The organism is Pseudoalteromonas sp. UCD-33C, assembly GCF_001306895.1.
GTDB lineage: Bacteria > Pseudomonadota > Gammaproteobacteria > Enterobacterales > Alteromonadaceae > Pseudoalteromonas.
In genome coordinates this window covers 877,845-896,475 of record NZ_LJTB01000002.1, presented here as the reverse complement: position 1 = coordinate 896,475, position 18,631 = coordinate 877,845, and the positions used below count along the sequence as shown (strand labels likewise).

The 18,631-nt window shown below is 41.1% G+C and carries 17 protein-coding genes and 1 other RNA gene; 7 read left to right on the top strand and 11 right to left on the bottom strand.

From position 1 onward, the window contains the following. Window position 1: 1 nt before the first annotated feature. Window positions 2-370, bottom strand: a complete 369-nt coding sequence (locus AOG26_RS07315; protein ID WP_054561854.1) for a hypothetical protein — start codon at window positions 368-370, stop codon at window positions 2-4. 49 nt (window positions 371-419) lie between these two features. On the opposite strand from AOG26_RS07315, the gene AOG26_RS07310 reads away from it, so the two are divergent. Together AOG26_RS07310 and ggt are read left to right on the top strand one after the other, a co-directional pair. Next, a complete protein-coding gene (locus AOG26_RS07310) occupies window positions 420-965 on the top strand; it encodes a GNAT family N-acetyltransferase (protein ID WP_054561853.1) in 546 nt (181 codons plus the stop codon). Window positions 966-1,041: 76 nt separating this feature from the next. Further along, the gene (gene ggt, locus AOG26_RS07305; RefSeq protein ID WP_054561852.1) at window positions 1,042-2,700 is read left to right on the top strand and encodes a gamma-glutamyltransferase; all 1,659 of its coding nucleotides are present in this window, start codon (window positions 1,042-1,044) and stop codon (window positions 2,698-2,700) included. Window positions 2,701-2,758: 58 nt separating this feature from the next. On the opposite strand, the gene AOG26_RS07300 is transcribed toward ggt, so the two are convergent. Next, a complete protein-coding gene (locus tag AOG26_RS07300; RefSeq protein WP_082401580.1) occupies window positions 2,759-3,961 on the bottom strand; it encodes an aromatic amino acid transport family protein in 1,203 nt (400 codons plus the stop codon). Between the two features lie 406 nt (window positions 3,962-4,367). Between AOG26_RS07300 and AOG26_RS07295 the strand changes: the two genes are divergently transcribed. Beyond that, window positions 4,368-5,273: a DMT family transporter gene (locus AOG26_RS07295; RefSeq protein ID WP_054561851.1), complete on the top strand. Its 906-nt coding sequence runs from the start codon at window positions 4,368-4,370 to the stop codon at window positions 5,271-5,273. 21 nt (window positions 5,274-5,294) lie between these two features. On the opposite strand, the gene AOG26_RS07290 is transcribed toward AOG26_RS07295, so the two are convergent. Then, window positions 5,295-6,173: a flagellar protein MotY gene (locus AOG26_RS07290; RefSeq protein WP_054561850.1), complete on the bottom strand. Its 879-nt coding sequence runs from the start codon at window positions 6,171-6,173 to the stop codon at window positions 5,295-5,297. A 216-nt stretch (window positions 6,174-6,389) separates the two neighbouring features. Here AOG26_RS07290 and rnt point away from each other — a divergent pair, with 216 nt between their 5' ends. Continuing rightward, window positions 6,390-7,070 (top strand): ribonuclease T, encoded by a 681-nt coding sequence (rnt, locus tag AOG26_RS07285; protein ID WP_054561849.1) that lies wholly within the window; start codon window positions 6,390-6,392, stop codon window positions 7,068-7,070. Here rnt and AOG26_RS07280 read toward each other — a convergent pair. Beyond that, window positions 7,054-8,679: a FapA family protein gene (locus AOG26_RS07280; protein ID WP_054561848.1), complete on the bottom strand. Its 1,626-nt coding sequence runs from the start codon at window positions 8,677-8,679 to the stop codon at window positions 7,054-7,056. The two genes, rnt and AOG26_RS07280, sit on opposite strands and share 17 nt — an antisense overlap. A 278-nt stretch (window positions 8,680-8,957) precedes the next feature. On the opposite strand from AOG26_RS07280, the gene ssrA reads away from it, so the two are divergent. After that, window positions 8,958-9,316: a transfer-messenger RNA gene (ssrA, locus tag AOG26_RS20470) on the top strand. A 70-nt stretch (window positions 9,317-9,386) separates the two neighbouring features. On the opposite strand, the gene AOG26_RS07275 is transcribed toward ssrA, so the two are convergent. From AOG26_RS07275 to AOG26_RS07260, 4 genes are all read right to left on the bottom strand, one after another. Next, the gene (locus AOG26_RS07275) at window positions 9,387-9,851 is read right to left on the bottom strand and encodes a hypothetical protein (protein ID WP_054561847.1); all 465 of its coding nucleotides are present in this window, start codon (window positions 9,849-9,851) and stop codon (window positions 9,387-9,389) included. 37 nt (window positions 9,852-9,888) lie between these two features. Next, window positions 9,889-10,458, bottom strand: a complete 570-nt coding sequence (locus AOG26_RS07270; protein ID WP_152966938.1) for a hypothetical protein — start codon at window positions 10,456-10,458, stop codon at window positions 9,889-9,891. An 11-nt stretch (window positions 10,459-10,469) separates the two neighbouring features. Then, window positions 10,470-12,029, bottom strand: coding sequence for a phospholipase effector Tle1 domain-containing protein (locus tag AOG26_RS07265; protein ID WP_054561845.1), 1,560 nt, complete (start codon window positions 12,027-12,029; stop codon window positions 10,470-10,472). Between the two features lie 257 nt (window positions 12,030-12,286). Continuing rightward, window positions 12,287-13,003, bottom strand: coding sequence for an enoyl-CoA hydratase/isomerase family protein (locus tag AOG26_RS07260; protein ID WP_054561844.1), 717 nt, complete (start codon window positions 13,001-13,003; stop codon window positions 12,287-12,289). Between the two features lie 205 nt (window positions 13,004-13,208). Between AOG26_RS07260 and AOG26_RS07255 the strand changes: the two genes are divergently transcribed. Then, the gene (locus AOG26_RS07255; RefSeq protein ID WP_054561843.1) at window positions 13,209-13,982 is read left to right on the top strand and encodes a sulfite exporter TauE/SafE family protein; all 774 of its coding nucleotides are present in this window, start codon (window positions 13,209-13,211) and stop codon (window positions 13,980-13,982) included. Here AOG26_RS07255 and AOG26_RS07250 read toward each other — a convergent pair. The 3 genes from AOG26_RS07250 to AOG26_RS07240 all read right to left on the bottom strand — a co-directional run bounded on the left by AOG26_RS07250 (window position 13,972) and on the right by AOG26_RS07240 (window position 17,023). Beyond that, entirely contained in the window at window positions 13,972-15,450 is a 1,479-nt protein-coding gene (locus AOG26_RS07250; protein WP_054561842.1) for a methyl-accepting chemotaxis protein, read from the bottom strand. The genes AOG26_RS07255 and AOG26_RS07250 overlap by 11 nt on opposite strands. A gap of 7 nt (window positions 15,451-15,457) precedes the next feature. Further along, window positions 15,458-16,294: a substrate-binding periplasmic protein gene (locus AOG26_RS07245; RefSeq protein WP_054561841.1), complete on the bottom strand. Its 837-nt coding sequence runs from the start codon at window positions 16,292-16,294 to the stop codon at window positions 15,458-15,460. A 93-nt stretch (window positions 16,295-16,387) separates the two neighbouring features. After that, the gene (locus AOG26_RS07240) at window positions 16,388-17,023 is read right to left on the bottom strand and encodes an SDR family oxidoreductase (protein ID WP_054561840.1); all 636 of its coding nucleotides are present in this window, start codon (window positions 17,021-17,023) and stop codon (window positions 16,388-16,390) included. Window positions 17,024-17,165: 142 nt separating this feature from the next. On the opposite strand from AOG26_RS07240, the gene AOG26_RS07235 reads away from it, so the two are divergent. Beyond that, a complete protein-coding gene (locus AOG26_RS07235) occupies window positions 17,166-18,623 on the top strand; it encodes an OmpA family protein (protein WP_152966937.1) in 1,458 nt (485 codons plus the stop codon). The last annotated feature ends 8 nt before the right edge of the window (window positions 18,624-18,631 follow it).

The following is an 18,631-nucleotide window of genomic DNA, read 5'->3' as shown; positions in this document are numbered from 1 at the left end:
TTTAATTATTTTTCTCTTGTTCTCGCTTTTCGCGCGCTTCTCTTAATTCTTCAGCCAGTTCTTTTGCTTTTTGCTTGGTTTTTTCAGACAGCTCACCAGCCGCTTCTTTACTCTCAATCCATGCATCTAAGGCAATTTCTTTACCGTCGTCATACATGCTTAATCCCATTTTCTTACTCTCTTCGAGTAACTCTTGCAGTGAGTCGTCGTTAAACTCGTTGGTGGCGTCTTTTACGTCGCTCCAAGCATCATTTAGGGCTTGCTTTACTTCATCTTTTGCTTCGCTGGCATCTTTCTTGGCTTGTTCTGCGTCATCACAACCCGTTAAGGCAATACAGCCTAATAAAACTAAGCTTGCTAATTTGTTCATATTTTTCTCTAATGGTTAATCAACTCTTAAGCAGTATAAGCAATAAAAAATGAATATAGCTAGAACAGCACGATTAAGTTTTCGGTTAATGGATGAAAATGATGCCGAGCTACTTTATGAGCTCGATAACGACCCTGAGGTAATGAAACATTTAACGCGTGGCAAAGTATCCAGTATGCAGACCATTAAAGAGGTGTTTATTCCACGCTTGAATGCCTATCGAAATGAGCAAAAAGGCTGGGGGCTTTGGCAGGTAAACATCACCGAGAGCAATACATTTATAGGCTGGGTATTGGTCAGGCCCATGGGCTTTTTTGAACAGCCTGATTTTAGTGATTTAGAAATTGGCTGGCGCTTTAAAAAAATGAGCTGGGGCAAAGGCTATGCGTCTGAGGCAGCACTTGCCATTGCTAAAGCCGTAAGCGAGCCAGAAGAAATAAAGTCGCTCAGTGCCACAGCACTTCAAGATAACCTAGGCTCAATAAAGGTGATGGAAAAACTAGGCCTTAAGTTTGTAAAAAACTATACCCATAAAGATGAGCAAGGTGAATTACCTGCAGTACTTTATTCATGTCCTAAAGAGCAGCTAAGCTAAGTTAACCGTAACTAATTGACCTTATGGGTTTCACATGTCTAAATGGTCAAAATAACATCAAGAAAAAGGAAGTACCATGGCAAATTTAGTCAAATACGCGGCACATCTGTTGATCGTTACCGCGATATTCTTTCATCCGTCAAGCTTTGCAAAGCAAGCGGCTGTCGCGATGCCAGATAGTTACAGCAGTGATACGGCGCGGGCTATTTTAGAGCAAGGCGGCAACGCCGTTGATGCGGCAATTGCGGCACAGTTTGTATTAGCGGTTACTTTACCAGAAGCCGGAAACATTGGTGGCGGCGGCTTTATGTTGATCCAAAAAGATGGCAAAGGTGATTTTATTGATTACCGCGAAACAGCCCCTGCTGCAGCTCATCGCGATATGTACCTTGATGATAAAGGCGATGTTATTGATAACATGTCTGTGTACGGTATTCACGCAAGTGGAGTTCCAGGCAGTGTTGCTGGTATGTGGCTTGCCCATCAAAAGCACGGAAGCTTAGAGTGGAAAACACTGCTAGAGCCTGCGGTTAAATTAGCCGAGCAGGGCTTTATTGTGCATCCTAAGCTAGCCGCAAGTATCGAGCGTTACATTGCGCGAATGGCCAAAAAATCGGTAAACATTAACTTTGCCGATTACTTTGCTGATGCCAAAGCAAATAAGGTATTTAAACAGCCGGAACTTGCCGCCACACTAAAACGTATTCGTGATCAAGGTAAAGCAGGTTTCTACGAAGGTGAGACAGCGAAGATCATTGCGACGTTTATGAAGCAACACGGCGGTATTATTACTGAGCAAGACTTAAAAGCTTATCAAGCTAAATCGCGTACACCGATTAAAGGTAATTGGCGCGGTTACGAAGTGCTCACATCGCCACCGCCAAGTTCAGGTGGTATTGCTATTTTACAATGGCTAAAAATGTACGACTTGGCAAAGCCAGAAGGAAAGCTTGAGCACAACTCGACCACCTATGTTCATATTTTGGCTGAAGTAGGTAAACGCGTATTTGCCGACAGAGCAGAATATTTAGGCGACCCAGATTTTTATGAGGTGCCAAAAATAGCTCTACTTGCAGATGATTACCTTAACAATCGTGCAAGTACAATTCGCCCAGATGCCATTTCAACTACCGAGAACATCAAACCAGGTTTACACGAAAGTGAGCAAACAACGCATTTTTCTATTCTAGATAAGTGGGGTAATGCCGTTGCTAATACCACAACCATCAACTTAAGCTTTGGCAGTGGCGTGGTTGTATCGGGCGCAGGATTTATTTTGAATGATGAAATGGATGACTTTAGTGCCAAGCCAGGTGTGATGAATGTATTTGGTGCAATTGGTGGTAAAGCTAACGAAATTCAACCTCATAAACGTATGTTGAGCTCAATGACACCGACCATTCTACTTCAGGATAATAAAGTTAAAATGGTAACTGGCTCTCCGGGTGGCACCACGATTATTAGCTCTGTGTATGAGTCTATTTTAAATGCGGTTGAATTTGATATGACTGCAGAGCAAGTGGTAGACAGCCCACGTTTTCATCACCAGCTATGGCCTAAAAATGTGATTAGATACCACACAGGTCTTGAACCAAAGGTTGTTAAAGCGCTTGAGAAGATGGGTTATACACTTGATAAACGCCATTTTGGTGATATGCATGTGATCATCAATAAAGACGGTAAGTTAGATGCAGCCTCTGAAGCATCTGGCCGTGGTAAAGCAATGGTGTTTTAATTAAGCTTTAAACCAGACACAAAAAAAGCACCCTCGGGTGCTTTTTTTGATGAGCTGTTTAACCAATCGCTGGAATAAGCCCCGCCATTTGTAAACCTTGAGCACTAATAATAAGCACACCAAACAGGGCGGCCAGTGCTAAGCCAATATTACCGCCTTTAACTTGGTAACCTGTATCAGGTTTGCTGCTTCGTTGCTTATAGACCATAGCAACCGGTAAAAACACCGCTAAAATAACCAAAGCAATGGCGGCGTAGCCAAGTGCCATAATAAACCCTTGTGGATAGAATAGCGCAAAGCCTAGCGGTGGAATAAAGGTGATCAAGGCTGTTTTGATTCGATCTTTACTGCCATCACCTTTTTTAAATGCATCAGCAAAAAAGTCGAATAAACCTAAACTCACCCCTAAGAAAGACGTTGCCAGCGCTAAATCAGCAAAAATGTTCACAGCAGTAGCAACATGTGGGCTGTGAGCAATGCTAGCAACACTGCTTACAAAACCGGGTAACCCTTGGCTTTGTAGTAAGTCGTTTTGACTCATCATACCTTGACTAAGTAACTGCCAAAAAATGTAAATGACTAAAGGCAGCGCCGCACCTGCTACCATTACTTTACGAAGTGTTTTGATATCTAAACCCACGTATTTCACAATCGATGGAATAGAGCCATGAAAACCAAATGAGGTAAACACCACCGGGATTGCAGATAAAATTAGACCTTGTTCAATCGGCATTTCAAGTAAGTGTTGACCGTGAACATAAGGCGTCAGCATATAAAATAAGCTGGCTAATACACACACTTTAATGGTGAACAGTACGCGGTTAAGTTTATCGACTTTGCTAGTACCTAGTGTCACCACAGTACCAATCACAACAGCCAGAATAACTGAGCCAACTTGCGGCGCTAAAGAAAGCGATAAACCATTGTTGAGCTTTTCTTGTAATTGCGCACCGCCACCTGCGATATAGGCAGCGCATAATGCGTAAAACAAAAACATCACCGAAAAGTTAGCGACCCATTGCCCACGTTTACCCAACCATGACTTAGCTAACGTATTGAGGGTTGCATCTCTGTCGGCATATTGATGGAGCTCTAGCATCAGCAATGCTGTGTAGGTCATTAAAACCCAAGTTAAAAAGATTAGTGATAACGCTGTTGTGAAACCAAGCCCTGCGGAGGCGATAGGCAATGCCAGCATCCCTGCACCTATGGTGGTGCCAGCAACAATTAACATGCTACCTATTGTTTTATTTTTAAGCACTTTTTGCCCCTTAAACTTCGTGAGAGGCAAGCAAGATATAACTTGTTTAACAAAACTTAAATAGTTTTGTTATAAATCAAAGAAATTAAATGTAACCTATGATTTACATGTGCAAACAGGCTGTTGAAATCAGCAAATAACTTTTTGCCAAATAGCATGAGTATTCGTGTTGACAAAATCACCATTTAGGCGGATTCTTAAGCTTCTTCAACTTACTTTATTAAATACCATGATGCAGCTAAACCAACGACCAACAAACAATTGTATGCGCCTGACCTCATCAGTCGTATGGTCTGTTATGTGCTGCGGTTAATTAAGTAAGTTTTACTAACCGCGTTCTAAGCGGTTGGTTATTTCCCTTTTAAATTCTCTTCTGCTTTTTTCGCCTTTTTAAAGGAATAAGCTTGTGCCTGTTAAAGCCTCATATTTTTTAATGGTGGTGATTTGGTCAACAACACCACTGGGTATTGTTTGGAGTAGTGAAACGGTAGCGCCGACTCTGGCTGTATTTTTACGCATGCTGGTGGGGCTGGTGTTGGCTTCGTTTGTCGTTGCTGTTGCCAATATCCGAGTGCCATGGCATCGCCGTGCTTTATTCCTTTATGGCTATTCAAGCATAGGTATTTTTGGCGGCATGTTATTAAGCTACATGGCTGCTACAACAGTGCCTTCAGGGTTAATATCATTGATGTTTGGCCTTGCGCCAATTTTATCGGGCTTACTTGCGCAAAAGATCTTGAATGAACCTAAGTTTAGCGCCATTAAGCTTGGCGCACTTGGCTGTGCTTTAATCGGTTTATTTTTAGTAAGCCAACGCCATATTCAAGGTGGGGTAGAGCAGCTTAGTGGTCTGTTATATGTATTTATGGCGGTGTGCTTTTTTAGTTTGAGCGGTGTGATGATCAAACGGGTAAGAATTGCTATTCATCCAATGGCCACCACATTTGGTGCGTTGGTTTTTGTAACCCCACTGTTTTTTATTACTTGGTTGCTTGTAGATGGCCAACTAAATAGCCAGATGTGGAGTGCAAAATCACTGTACTCAATTGTTTACTTAGGCGTGTTTGGTTCATTAATTGGTGCGCTGGCGTATTTTCATGTATTGCAGAAGTTGAACGCCAGCACGGTCGCATTAACAACCCTGATCACACCAAGTTTTGCAATCGCGATTGGTGGTTTACTTAATGATGAGCCCATTGACCAAGCACTGATTGTTGGCGCGACCATCATTATGATTAGCCTCGCATTTTTTCAGTTTGGCGATAAGTGGCTAAAGCGCTTTAAAGGCGTGAAGCCGGTAGAAATGAGTTAAGGTTAGTAGCCGCTGCAGCGGCTACATTTTTGCAATTTGAATGACTAAACGACGGTTTTTGTTTCGGTCTAAAATGTTGTCGTTGCTAGCAACATGGCGCTTTTCACCGTAACCATCGGTATCTACTTTGCTTTCATCGACCCCTAAGCTAACAATGTAATCCTTAATCGCTTTAGCGCGTTTCTTTGATAATTCGAGGTTGTTCCAGCGACCACCGTAGCTGTCGGTGTAAGATGATATTGAAATAGACTCAATATTGGTGTCGTACTTTAAGTATTCGCCAATTTTGTCTAAGCGTTTTTGTGATGATTTAGTCAGCTTGCTGGTATTAGGCTCATAGTTCATCACTGTGAACGAAATATCTTCAAAGCTGTAAGGCAGCATTGCATCTCGGCACTGTAAAAACGCCCAATAGGCTTGCTTAAAGTTGACACTCGATAAACCAACGGCAATTTTATCGGCACTGTTTTGCCAGTCTTGGTAATAAAATGTCGGTTGGTAACCTTTTTCAAGTTCGGTGAGCATTTCCCAAGCAGTTTTGTTGCCAAGCTCGCCGTCAAACTTACGTAATAGCTTCATATTTGCTAAGTCGCGAGCGGGCATACCAGCACGCCAACTAGGTGGTACGGCTTTTAGACCAGCAATACTGTAATTGTCTGGGCGTACGACCATATCAAGGTTAAAGTTTACGTCTTTATTTTTACTGGCAGTGGTGCTGAAAATTGCTTCACCATAGTAAGGAACTTCATGATTTAATTGGCATTCTAAGCGAGAAGTTTTAACCATTTGCCAGTTCGACATATCAGCATTAGCGGTATACTCACGCATGGCTGCATGCGCATTTATACTTGCAACTGAGGTTAATAGGCCTAGGCTTAAAGGAAGTAATGAAAGCTTCATCACGGTAATTCTCCAACAAATCATCAATGCCAAATAATTGGCAATTTTTGTGTTTAATTGCTTCAGCACACTAAACACAGGGCTAGCTGATTAATATAAAGCAAGTAATGTGCCTAAAAACTCAGTAAGAATCTGCGATTTCACACTATTTACTCTAGCAGAGTAGCCGTGGTTTTTGACATAATAGCCAGCTTACACTGGCAAACCAAGAAGACTATGGAAAATACTGAACAAACTCTTTTCGCAAAACGCTTTCGTGGCTTTTTTCCTGTTGTGATTGATGTTGAAACCGCAGGTTTTAACAAAGAGACCGATGCGTTATTAGAAATCGCTGCATCTGTCCTTAAAATGGATGACGACGGCGTGTTAAGTATTGATCATACTGTGCATTTTCATGTTGAGCCATTTGAAGGCGCGAATATTGAACAAGCGGCCATTGAGTTTAATGGTATTGATCCATTCTCTGCGCTGCGTGGTGCAGTGCCTGAAGAAGAAGCGATTAAAGAAATCTGTAAAGTTGTGCGCAAGGCACAAAAAGCAGCGGGTTGTCAGCGTTCAGTGGTAGTAGCACACAATGCAGCGTTTGATCACGGCTTTTTAAATGCCGCCATTGAGCGTTGTAAAATTAAGCGCACGCCATTTCATCCATTTGTTAGTTTTGATACCACATCATTGGCAGGTCTTGCACTTGGGCAAACAGTATTGGCTAAAGCGTGTAGGGCGGCAGGTATTGAGTTTGATAATAAGCAAGCTCACTCAGCATTATATGATACCGAGCGTACTGCAGAACTGTTTTGTTTAATCGTTAATCGCTGGCAACAACTCGGCGGTTGGCCATTGCCTGAAACTGAAGCAAGTGAAGAAGAGCAAGACTCAGCCGTTAAAACGACTGAGTGATCTTACCTTCAAAAAAACGCACCATGTTAGGAGGGTAAATACGTGAAAACTGTTTACTCTCTTGCGCTATCTTAAGCTCCACCCCTGGATGCATTAGTTCATTCACTTTTAAGCGGCTTGTTGCCAATAAGCGCGCAATCTTAATTTTCACTAAGTGTTTCTTTTTCCTAGTATTGGCCGTTTTAATTTTAATCTGCTGTTCGCTGGCAGTAATCTTTTTAATATAATGCGCCCGTTGAGCTGGGTCGGGTATTTTATTGGCCTTTTTGCGAGCTTGTTGTAAGGCAGCTGCTTTTGTCGCTAATAACTTTTCAAAGTCATTAATTTGCTGCTGCTTTTGGCGTAAATCATGCCAGTACTGAGCAATGAAAACCCGTGTTTTAGTGCCTGATGGCGCACCAAGCTCGCCAGTTTCAATTCGCATCGCATCTAAAATATTGCCACCAATAATTTTGCCTCGCGGGTTATTGGCTTTGCCGACTCGAATAAGGCGGCGAGCGCTTAAATCACAATGTAAAGCTTGGCGTTCAATGAATAAATCTTGCTCTGTTTTTATATGGCAGTACTGAGCATAACCCACTGAGATAGTGCGCGAAGCCGTGATGTTACAGGTAAAGTTTTCGACGTTTTCACGTTTTCTGCCAACAGCCCCAAGCATGACGGTGACTTCACTTTTACTTTCAATTGTGGCTGATTCAACAAAGCCTAATACAGTGATATCCCCCGTGGCTTTGACGCGCATACCATCTTTTACATCACCACTGATAATAACACTGCCATCAAATTCGACATGGCCCGTACTCACATCTACATGATGAAAACACAATACGTCGTCAACGCGCATACCGCGGGGTAGGGCAACAGGCACCCCCTTCGCATCGGCAATCAACATATCGCTATTATTAGGGTCAATACGCGTTCCTTCGAATGGCTCAAGGGGTAAGTCTTTACCGGGCTTAGCTGGCATCACATCACCAAACACAGTAAAGCCATCTTCACCGGGTGTTGCAGGAACTCGTTGCATTAATGGTGTACCCGGCTTAACGGTAATAATGGCACCTAAATTACGCATGTCGACTTTACCGCCAGAGGTCGCTTGCGGGCTAAGAACGCGGTCTTGTGCTGTAGAGCATAAGCGTACAAATTTAGCATCAGTGCCTTCTTTAGGCATTCTGCCATGGGCAACAATTGCGGTGTAATGGGCGCCCGGTGGTTGCTTAAATTGTTGGCCTAAAAAGGTATCAAGGGCACGTAAACTAATGCCTTTAATCACTCCCGCCTCTGCAAGCACCTCTTGCGCCATATCCATGCTAACAATTTTACCGCCACGGGCTGTTGTTAAGCTTGCTTCAACCACCATGTTTTTAGCATCGACTTTTACTTCAAGGTGAGCATCAACGGCTTTAGCAACCACTAAAGATTGGTTTTGATATTGGCTGCTAGGTATAAACAACTTACCTATATTGGCATCAATATATTCGTAGCAGGCATAAGCAGACTGCTCAAGTAATTCAATTAGTTGAGAACTTGTAGTAGGAAAACCCGCATCTCGAGGATGCTCACACAAAGTGACATAGCCGCTTTGTTCATCGAATGAAAACATCGACATTTGAAAAGCCCTGTAAAAAACTGCCTGTTATTATAGTTATGTGTTGTTACAGGTTATTTTTGAAGAAGGGTAACAACGTTTCCTATTTCAGCACAACTTTTGTACTATGTTAAGATAATGTATGCATTAAATGTAAAAATATGTATAAAAACTGATTTTTCTTGCTTGAAAATTCAGCATTCAAAGGCACTTAGCAAAAATTTCCTGATTAATGCCTTGAGTATGAATAGGCTACTCAGTTATACTGCTTGAACACTCTGAATGAGATACCAAATTCAGGGGCTGATTAGGATTCGACGGAATTCAAGACGCCCGAGGTGCATGTCGAGGTGCGGTTGGCCTCGTAAAAAAGCCGCAATTTAAAGTAATCGCAAACGACGATAACTACGCTCTAGCGGCATAATAGCCCGCTAGCACTTCTCCGGTGTATGTCTGTGGACCCGGTTCTGAAGTGTCACCCTACACGGACTCGCTACGGAAACCCTGGCCGGGGTTGAAGGGCTAAAACTAAGCGGCCTCGCCTTTGCAGATCGTGTTCGTCCGAGCTGTATAAGGTTAACTAAAAGACGATACTAAACATGTAGTACCAAAGGTCGAGGCTTTTCGGACGGGGGTTCAAATCCCCCCAGCTCCACCAAATATGAAAAAGGCTGCTCTCAGAGCGGCCTTTTTTATTGCGCGATTTTCAAAGTATCGATTTCCTTAGCTTAAGCAATTATTAAATCTTTATCAGAAGCCGCTTTTGCTCTGTCAAAATTCCAATTTTTTCTAGCAGCATTTATTACGACTCTAATTACAAACTTTATTGCTACATATTCAGCTGCTTCAGGAATATAAGGAATATTGATTTTTTCGTTTGCTAAAATAGATAACCTATTAATTAGTCGTGTTGCTTCTTCATCTTCAATGCCATTCTCTGAGCTCCTGACTAAATCGTAAATTTCATTTGGCAGGTTGTCATATAAGAATGTATCAACCCTTAAAATGACTTTAATCAGTATTTTTTCTTCCCTTGTTTCGCTAATTAATGGAATATTTACTTTATCATTCAATTTGCTTGCTAAGTCTTTGACTTCAGCTTCTGTAAGTTTGTTTCGTGCTTTTGGTGGCGCGTAATATTCTTCTAAGAGATTCACAAATTGCGCTTCGGTTAAATCTTCTATAGTTGGCATAATGTGTTCCTTCTATTAATTAATTTTCTGACCAGTACTAAAAATCAAAACAATTTAGCATTGCTTGTAAGTCAGTATTGCGATGGTAAGTCATTAGATAAAGTTGTTTGAAAAGTACATCTTTGTGACTTGAAATGTATTCTTCAAAATTTCCGTCAACACTATTACCGCGAAGTTTTTCCAGTAACTTGGTGATTTTTATTACATCTTCATGCCTATTCTTAAAAAGTGTGCAATCGAGGGGGATTAGCCCTTTGCCAGTATCTTTGTAATTATCAACCCCAAAAACTAAACTGATGGCAATCGATATATCATCTTTTATTCTAGGGTCGTATCTTCTAATTTCGTAACCTTGTGAAGTTTGGAGGACTAAACCATCTGCCACTAATTCAGAGATTGCCCCCAAATACCCATCAGTTATGACTTGCTCAAGCTTCATTGGGGTCGCAGAGTTGCTCAGCTGTTTTAATATTACTAATTTAGTTTCTTCGAGGGATTGCCTTGAAAGCTCGCTATTAAGCGTCCATAAGACAGCCACTATGGCGATTAAACTAACCCAGTTAGGCAAATTCTCGGGTTGTAATATTTTTCTAATGTAGCTTTGCATAGTCAAAACTCTCACTGGATTCTTTTAACGTTAATAGTGATAAAACCAACGTTATTGGCCATTCTTGACTTAATGTCGTTAGCAAAAAAAGTAAGCTCACCATCTTTACTGGCTTTAAACTCGCCATTGCAGCCTATTGCTTTTGCTTGATTATCATCTCTTCCAACAGAACAGCATAAAGTAAACCAGTCAGCTGATTTAACTCGCTTTAACCTGCGAGAAAGCTTGATTGTTAGTTCCACTAAACCAAGCTGGACAGTGTCGGTATTCCAACCATCTGCATTGCATTTAATACTGCCATCGCTCCATACATCGTCTGCTTGAGTGGTAATTAAATAGACTTCATCTGTTTCTACTAAAATACCTGAGTGATTAAATAACTTTGCAGAATCAACTTCTATCTCAATTGATTCACCAACCTCCAATGCAAACCATACAGGTCTTGGGTTATTGCAGTAAGCTTTAACTCCGAAGCCGTTTATTGGCTCATTTTTAAAGGCAAAAAATACATTGTGCGAGACATTTGCTAAAGACTTAGGGCGGTAATCCTTGTCGAATGCAATTCGTTCGGTAATTGAGTTATGAATAACTGGTTTATGCTTACTCGACAGCTTATCTTTATCTATTACACAACAGACGCGATCCTCAAGAGTGAGCCAGTCAACAATTGGCCAGCGATCTTGTTGATGATTTTTACCGAGAGCAGTAGCTTCTCTTTGGAGATCATCAAGTCCAATCATGTTTTTTAACCTTAATGGTAGCGCCTTTTGAAGCGCTTTCTCTGAAGGCATTTTTAATTCAGGATCTAGCAAGTCAAACATTTTAACTTGGTATGCAATCCAATTGATCAGATAAGAAAGCGTTAAATCTGATAGGCCATCACGATAATAACCTCCGCCTACATCACTATGAGCACCTGCAAACCATAACTCTGTGATTCTGCTTTCTTCATAATTCATTAGTGTTGGTTGAAATGCTTTACGTTTATCATCTAAGCTGACGAGGTGGGTGGCTTGTTTGATTATTTTTGAAATAGTATGCCCATCTTCGAAAACAACATCATAGTCAGGGCGTTCTGCTTTACTTAAGTTAGGCAAACCAATGCTAGCCACGGTATCAAATGCTGCTAAATAAATAAAAGGTGTTGTTTGTTTATTTAATAAGGGGGATTCTTCAATAATCTTTGAGCAAAAACGGCGGGCTAAGGCTGCCCCTCTTGAAAAACCAGTAACAATAACTTGATCGCCTTTTTGATAAACTCGATTAAAGTCCTTAATCGCTTTTATCAAAATTGTTCCGACGTCTTTTTTTTCAGGAGATATACCCTGATTAATTAACCGAGACCACCAGTTGCCATATGTTCCAACACCTTGGTAATAAAAGCAGTTATCGACATTACTGTGTGTTGATAGGCCTTTATTCTCATCATCATGAAGATTACCACCTGCCATAAAATGAAACTTCAAAATGTTGGTAATATTATCGTCTTCTTTTTTGCCTTTCTTGACGATTTGTAGGGCGTCTTCTGGCTCGTTACCTGTGCCATCAAAGTTAAAAATATGAAGTGCCATAACTCCTCCTTGAGTAAATGAAACTAGCTAACAGCTTCGATACTTCATGAATAGCTATGGGTTGTATATTCAATTGGAAGTTTAGAATTAACGACTCTTAATGTAACTCAGAAATTTCTTATTATGTTTTTTAGGTATCTAATCCTCTGAAAAATTAACTTTTATTTTTGTTTCACTATAAGGTTGATAAGAGGTGAGGGCATTGGTTAAACCCCTCCAAACTTTGAAGGGGAGGTGGATTTCTAATTTCTCTAGTATCAAACAACCAACTGAACGGCATCAATAATCGGTTTGTTTTCGGTATCAATGGTGTCGATGATGTGTTTGTGTAGGCGCTTTTTGTGCTCTGCGAAAATAGCGCGTTTTTTATCGAATTGGCTGGCAAATTCGAGGGCGGTATTAAATAAAGCTTCGCTGTTTGGGCAAGCTTGTTCGATAACATGATCTGTGGCAAGTTCGCCAGCGGTAACGCGGCGGCCAGTTAGCATCATTTCGTTAAAACGATAGTCTGGAATGGCTTTTTTAATGAAAGCGAGCATGCCCGGTAAAAACGGGATCGATAAGTCCACTTCGGGGAAGCAGAAGAAACCACGGTCGCTTTGCATAAACCTAAAATCACAAGCGCACGATAAAATGGCGCCATTACCAAATGCGTGGCCATTTATCGCTGCGATTACTGGCATTGGGAAGAGTAATAGGCGTTTAAATACCGCATCCATTGAGTGCATAAAGCCACTTACTTCTGCAAATTCTTGTGCTTTTAATGCCGGCATAAGCCAATCGGTATCTATGCCCAAGCTCCATGATTTTTCGCTGCTTGAAGTGATCACCAGTGCTTTGTGTTCAGGATTACGTTCGATTTCGTCAAGGCAATTTAAAAAAGCCTCTGCAAAAGCAGGGTTATGGCGATTTTCAGCTGTTGTCATAGTTAAGATAGCAACAGATCCTTGTGTACTTACATTCATCAGTGTCATGCTGTGCCTTCATTTTTATTGTGTTGTGGGCATAGTTATAACCCATAGGTTTAACAAAATAAACCACAAGTCTGACCAGTTTTAAATTTAGGGGCACTTCTCTTTTGGTTGATATGGTCTTTTAGTCGAAAGGGTTTTTCAAATAGTCGCTAATAGTGGTGAGCCATGATAGCGTTAGCTCAAACACACTATTTAAAGCGTAACAATGGATTTGATCAGTTGGCAGTTTTTGGGTGGAGATTTATTAAGTCCGATCAGCACTATAATGCTCATTGTGGTTGCGGGCTTTACTTCAATGATTTCAGCGGCTTTTGGTGCGGGTGGCGGCTTAATGCTGCTGGTGATCATGGCATCTATGCTTCCTATGAGTGTGGTTATCCCTGTCCATGGGTTAGTGCAGTTAGGCTCTAACGCAAACCGCTTTTTGTTCACGTTTAAACATATTGATGGTGCTATGTTTGTGTACTTCTCTTTAGGGGGAGTCTTAGGTGCGCTGGTTGCCTCAACGATTGTCACATCAATTCCCCTTGAATTAATGAAAATAGTGGTCGCTGCATTTGTGCTTTATTTACTGTGGGGGGTTACGCCAAAGCTCAGAGAAACCTCAAAGTTATGGCGTGTTCTTGCTGGGCTTTGGACCACGTTCATTTCGATGTTTGTAGGGGCAAGTGGGCCATTGGTTGGCAGCTGCTTATATGTCAATAATTATAATAAGCTTAAGTTTACTGCCACATTTTCAAGCTGCATGACAGTACAACATACCTTAAAAGCGATTTTATATGGGGCTGTGGGGTTTGCATTTTGGCAGTGGTTGCCGCTGGTTATGCTCATGATATTGAGCGGTGCTTTAGGTACTTGGCTTGGCCTTAAGTTACTGCACCGCATTTCGTCAGATAAATTTAAAAAGATTTTTCGTTTAGTGTTAACGGTGCTTTCCCTGCAACTTGCGTGGCAGGGGATCATGGCTTTTAGTATTTAAACAAACCCAGTTTAGCAACGATGCCGCGTTCTAATTCATTGAGTTGGCCTATGGTGTTATCGAGGTGCTGAGCTTCTTGCGATAGGCTCTTAGCGCCTTGGTTAATAAGCTGCATGGTATTTAAGATATCAGCGGTCACACTAGTTTGCTCTTCAGAACTTGCCGCCACGCTCTCGTTCATTTGATTAATGGTATTGATTTGTTTAGCAATATCTTTAAACACCGCTTGGCTTTTTTGATTCGCTTGGCTCACTTTATCGCTGAGTGACTTACTTTGCTCCGTTGCCGTTACGCAGTCAGAGGTATTGTTGTGTAGCGATACAATAATTGATTCAATCTCAGACGTTGAATCATAGGTTTTACTAGCAAGCGCTCTTACTTCATCGGCTACCACAGCAAAGCCACGGCCTGATTCACCAGCACGAGCCGCTTCAATAGCAGCATTTAGAGCCAGTAAATTGGTTTGCTCGGCAATACTTTTTATAACATCGAGCACTTGGCTAATTTCATTACTGCTGGCGTTTAATTGTTTAACTACGTTTGATGTATGGTCGAGTTGTGCAGCTAATTCGTCAACCATGTTGCCATTGGCATTCATATTTTGTTCGCCTTGTTGGCATAAGCGATGTACGTCGGTTGTTTGCTGTGCAGTTTGATTAGCCCCTTGCGCAATCTCTTTGGTTGCTTCACTTAACTGACTAAGCGCATTGGTTGCAGAATCAGTGCGGTTATATTCAAGCTCGGCTTCGTTTTTAGAGCGCACAGATGCTTCGTTTACTGTACTGGCTATCATTTCAAGTTCACTGGCTGTGCTGCCTAGCTCTGTAATTATTTCTTGTACTTGCGCTATAAATCGATTGAAACCATCAACCAAATAGCCTATTTCATCATTAGATTGATAGCTAATACGTTTTGTAAGGTCGCCTTCACCTTTGACAATTTCATCAACAAGGCTATTTACGCTATCGATTGGTTTTATCACTAATAGCCGCACGATATAAATAATCACCGCACCCAAGGCGATAAAAGAGACCAGCAAGGTAATAAACATGGTGCGTGTCGACTCAGCAATGGTGCTATGCAGTGCTTTTTGTGAGTAACCAATTTTTATGTGGCCAATTAAATTATCTAAATAGTGCAAATCAATAGTTTTGCTAACCGATGCGTTATTGCTTTGTTTTGTAATAGCGGCCAGTGGCTTATTGCGATGATCTGTCACTGAAATGCTATGTACATGTTTGTTTTGCGAAAAGGCTTTAATAATCTGATTGATTAACGGTTCATCATAAGAGAATACCGGCTCGGCTAAAATAACCTGCATTTGCTCATTAAGAGCCGTGATGTCGTCTTGCCATTGTTGTGTTTGACTCGACTTTGCCAGCAGGTAGTTTGCACTGATCACGAAGATCACGCTCAGTAAAAGGCACAAAGACAGTGCCAAGGTCATTTTATATTTTAATGATTTCATTGTGCGCTCATTGAAATGGGTTAAACCACAAAGGGCTATTTTTATTAGGTGTGTTCGACGATAATGTTGGGTTATCTAGCTCAATAACGCGACGCGAGCTTATGTTGGCTTTTGATAAAACCGTTTGTACTTGGCTGTCTGCCAAAAACATGGCGTTAAATGTGCCATCAGCAATCATCTCGTTTAGCGCATCATTTAGCTGTTTATGAAGTGTGTGGTTGTTTTTGTTGACGAAAAAGTAAAGTGGTGCGGTGTACTTAATCACCAAATGCGGCTCTACAGTGAGGTTAAGCTCTGAGTGATTGGCAATTTCATCCCAAGGTTCATTCACCCCACGTGGGAAGTAATCAAAGCGCTCGCCTTCAAGCATTGGGAATAAATTAGGGTATTTTAATGTAGTAACAACAGGCAGTTGATTTGCTTTTAATATTTTCGTATCTGGCCAGGTTTTACCTTGCCCAGCGGTGAAACGTTTTAAATCTTGTAAGCTAGTTACCGAGCTAAACAGTTCGCGGTTTTGTGCTTTCACTATTGCTACTCGCATGCCAAGTAAGCCACGAAATAAGGGGATATAAACGGCTTTATAATCCTGTTCTAACTGAGTTGATGTCATGCTCCACATCACATCAAGCTGGTTGTTTTTTACATCGTTTAAGATACGTGCATTAGAGATATCTTTATTGGTTTCATAAGGGTGAATATACTCTAAGTCAGCACGTTCGATGGCGCTGATCAGTAATTTGTGGGGAAGGGAGGTATCGCCACTGTAGCTTTGAACTTTTACCGGTGCGGCAAAACAAACCGACGTAAAAGCAAAGCAAAAAAGTAAAGCAAAATGACGCATAAAGCACCTTTGTTATTATTATGTAAACAATAAACTAAAGTGCTTTACGCGCTTTCTCAATCTTATTTCTTATGCATACGTATTCATACCTAATCAATCGCCTAGTAGGCTGTCGATTGACTTATCACCATTAAACAATTCAAACACTTGTGGTTTTTTCGGTGTATGTTCAGCAAGGTATAGCAGGGTATCTGCCACATCTTCACGGTTGATCACCGCATCTTGGCGGGTTGCAGGCCGCGTGGTGGTTAATAGCCCTGTGGCAGCGTCATTTAATAGCGTGCCAGGTCTGACAATGCTGTAATTCAATTCGCTATTGGTTAAATGTTGATCAGCCATGTGTTTTGCAACTAAATACGGTTTGATACTACTTTCAATGTTGTCAGGGGCATCAGCACCGATTGAGCTGACCATAATAAAGTGCTTAACCTTGGCATCTACCGCATAATTAATCGCTTTAACAGCGGCCCATAGATCTATAAGTAAGGTTTTATCAGCACCCGTAGTGCCGCCGGATCCCGCGCTAAAAATCACTTGTTCAACGCCCTCGAAGGCACGACTAAAATCGTTTTCGAGGTCTTGCTCTACAATCGTTAAATGATTACTTTCAAGCGCTGTCAGTTTGCTTTTGTCTCTAACCAGAGCCACTACGTCATGGCCACTTGCCAGCATTTTTTCGGTGGTCATTTTACCTATTTGGCCCGTTGCGCCAATGATTAAGGTCTTCATATCAAACTCCTTCTAATTGCTGTGTAAGTAAAGACCTTGGGGTGTGGATTTATTTTTAAAGGGGTACAAGCAAACTTTGAATAAAAAAGTATTATTTGGCATAGTATTTAATTGGGTACAAATTCAATTAAAAGGACTTAAAGTGAAAATATATTTTAATCTTTTGATGGTGATAACATTAGCATTTTGCAACGCGGTATCTGCTAATCAATGGATATCACCTTATCCAAATAGTGACGTTGAAAAGTCGGTTAAACTCAGTGGCGAACAAACACAATTAATGAATCAGTTTGATGGCAGTAAAAAGTCATCAGAGCGATTTAGTTACACAGACTTTATTGGCGATGTAACCCACACATTGTACGAAATAAACAATGTTGCCACTCTCAAAGTATTTGAAAACTATAAACACGCTTTACTCACAGATGGCTTTAATATTGTTTATTCTTGTCAGCTAGACGCTTGCGGTGACAGCAGTGATTTTGCAGAGGAAGTCGGTTACTTTCAGCTCTATAATTATCATCGTAAGCCATATTATCTATTTGCCACTAAAGGTGAAAAGCCTGAGTTTGCTGTGTCATTATTTGTTGGCCAGTACAACAGTAAAACGCGTGTTATGAATAGCTCAATTGCGATTAAAGAGCTTGAAACAGGCCTGATAAAAGCCAATACAGCTGCTTTTGCAAAACAACAAACAAATCCCGTTACCAAAGCACCTAAAGACGATATTAGAGGCTCAAGCGATCATCCATTACTTAGCCGTTATCCTGGTAGTTTTATTGAAGACTACGAGCAAATTGATTACGAAGAATTTTCACTACCAACAGGAATATTCAACCGTAAAAACAAAGCGCTACCTGTTGAAGATGTGATAGGTGATATCACTCGTATTACTTATGAAATTAGAAAAGTATCAACCCTTAAGGTCTTTCATAACTATGTGTCTGCCTTAACAAAAGAAGGCTTCGAAACGGTTTTTAGTTGCGAACGTCAAGCATGTGGTGACGACCGAAAGGCAATACAAGCACTCGGTGATCACTTGTCGGTAAAACAAGTTTATAACTATTATCGTCAGCCGCGCTATCAGTTAATGAAAAGCACCACAGAAAATCAAACAACTTATGTCGCATTCTTTGTTGGCAATTACCAAGGCACTTCGCGAGTGCAGCTTGTTATAATTCGAACAGAGCCTTTACAAGGCGATTTAGTTAAAACCAATCCGGATCAGGTGTTAAAGCAACTAGAGCAAAAAGGTAAAGCAGCCATTTATGGTATTTATTTTGATCATGATAAATCAGACATTAAGCCAGAGTCAGCCGAGTCATTAAAAGTGATTGCGGATGTTTTAAATAAAAATAACAGCTTAAACTTGTACGTCGTTGGTCATACAGATGATAAAGGAAGCCCAGAATATAATTTAGGGCTGTCATCTAAGCGAGCTAAAGCAGTTGTTAAAGCGCTCGTGAGTCAATACGGCATAAAAGAGTCGCGTTTAATTGGTTATGGTGTAGGCCCTTATGCGCCAGCTGCCAATAATAAAAATGATTTGGGTCGTCAGCTAAACCGACGCGTAGAGCTAGTTGAGCGATTAAGTAATTAACAATCAAA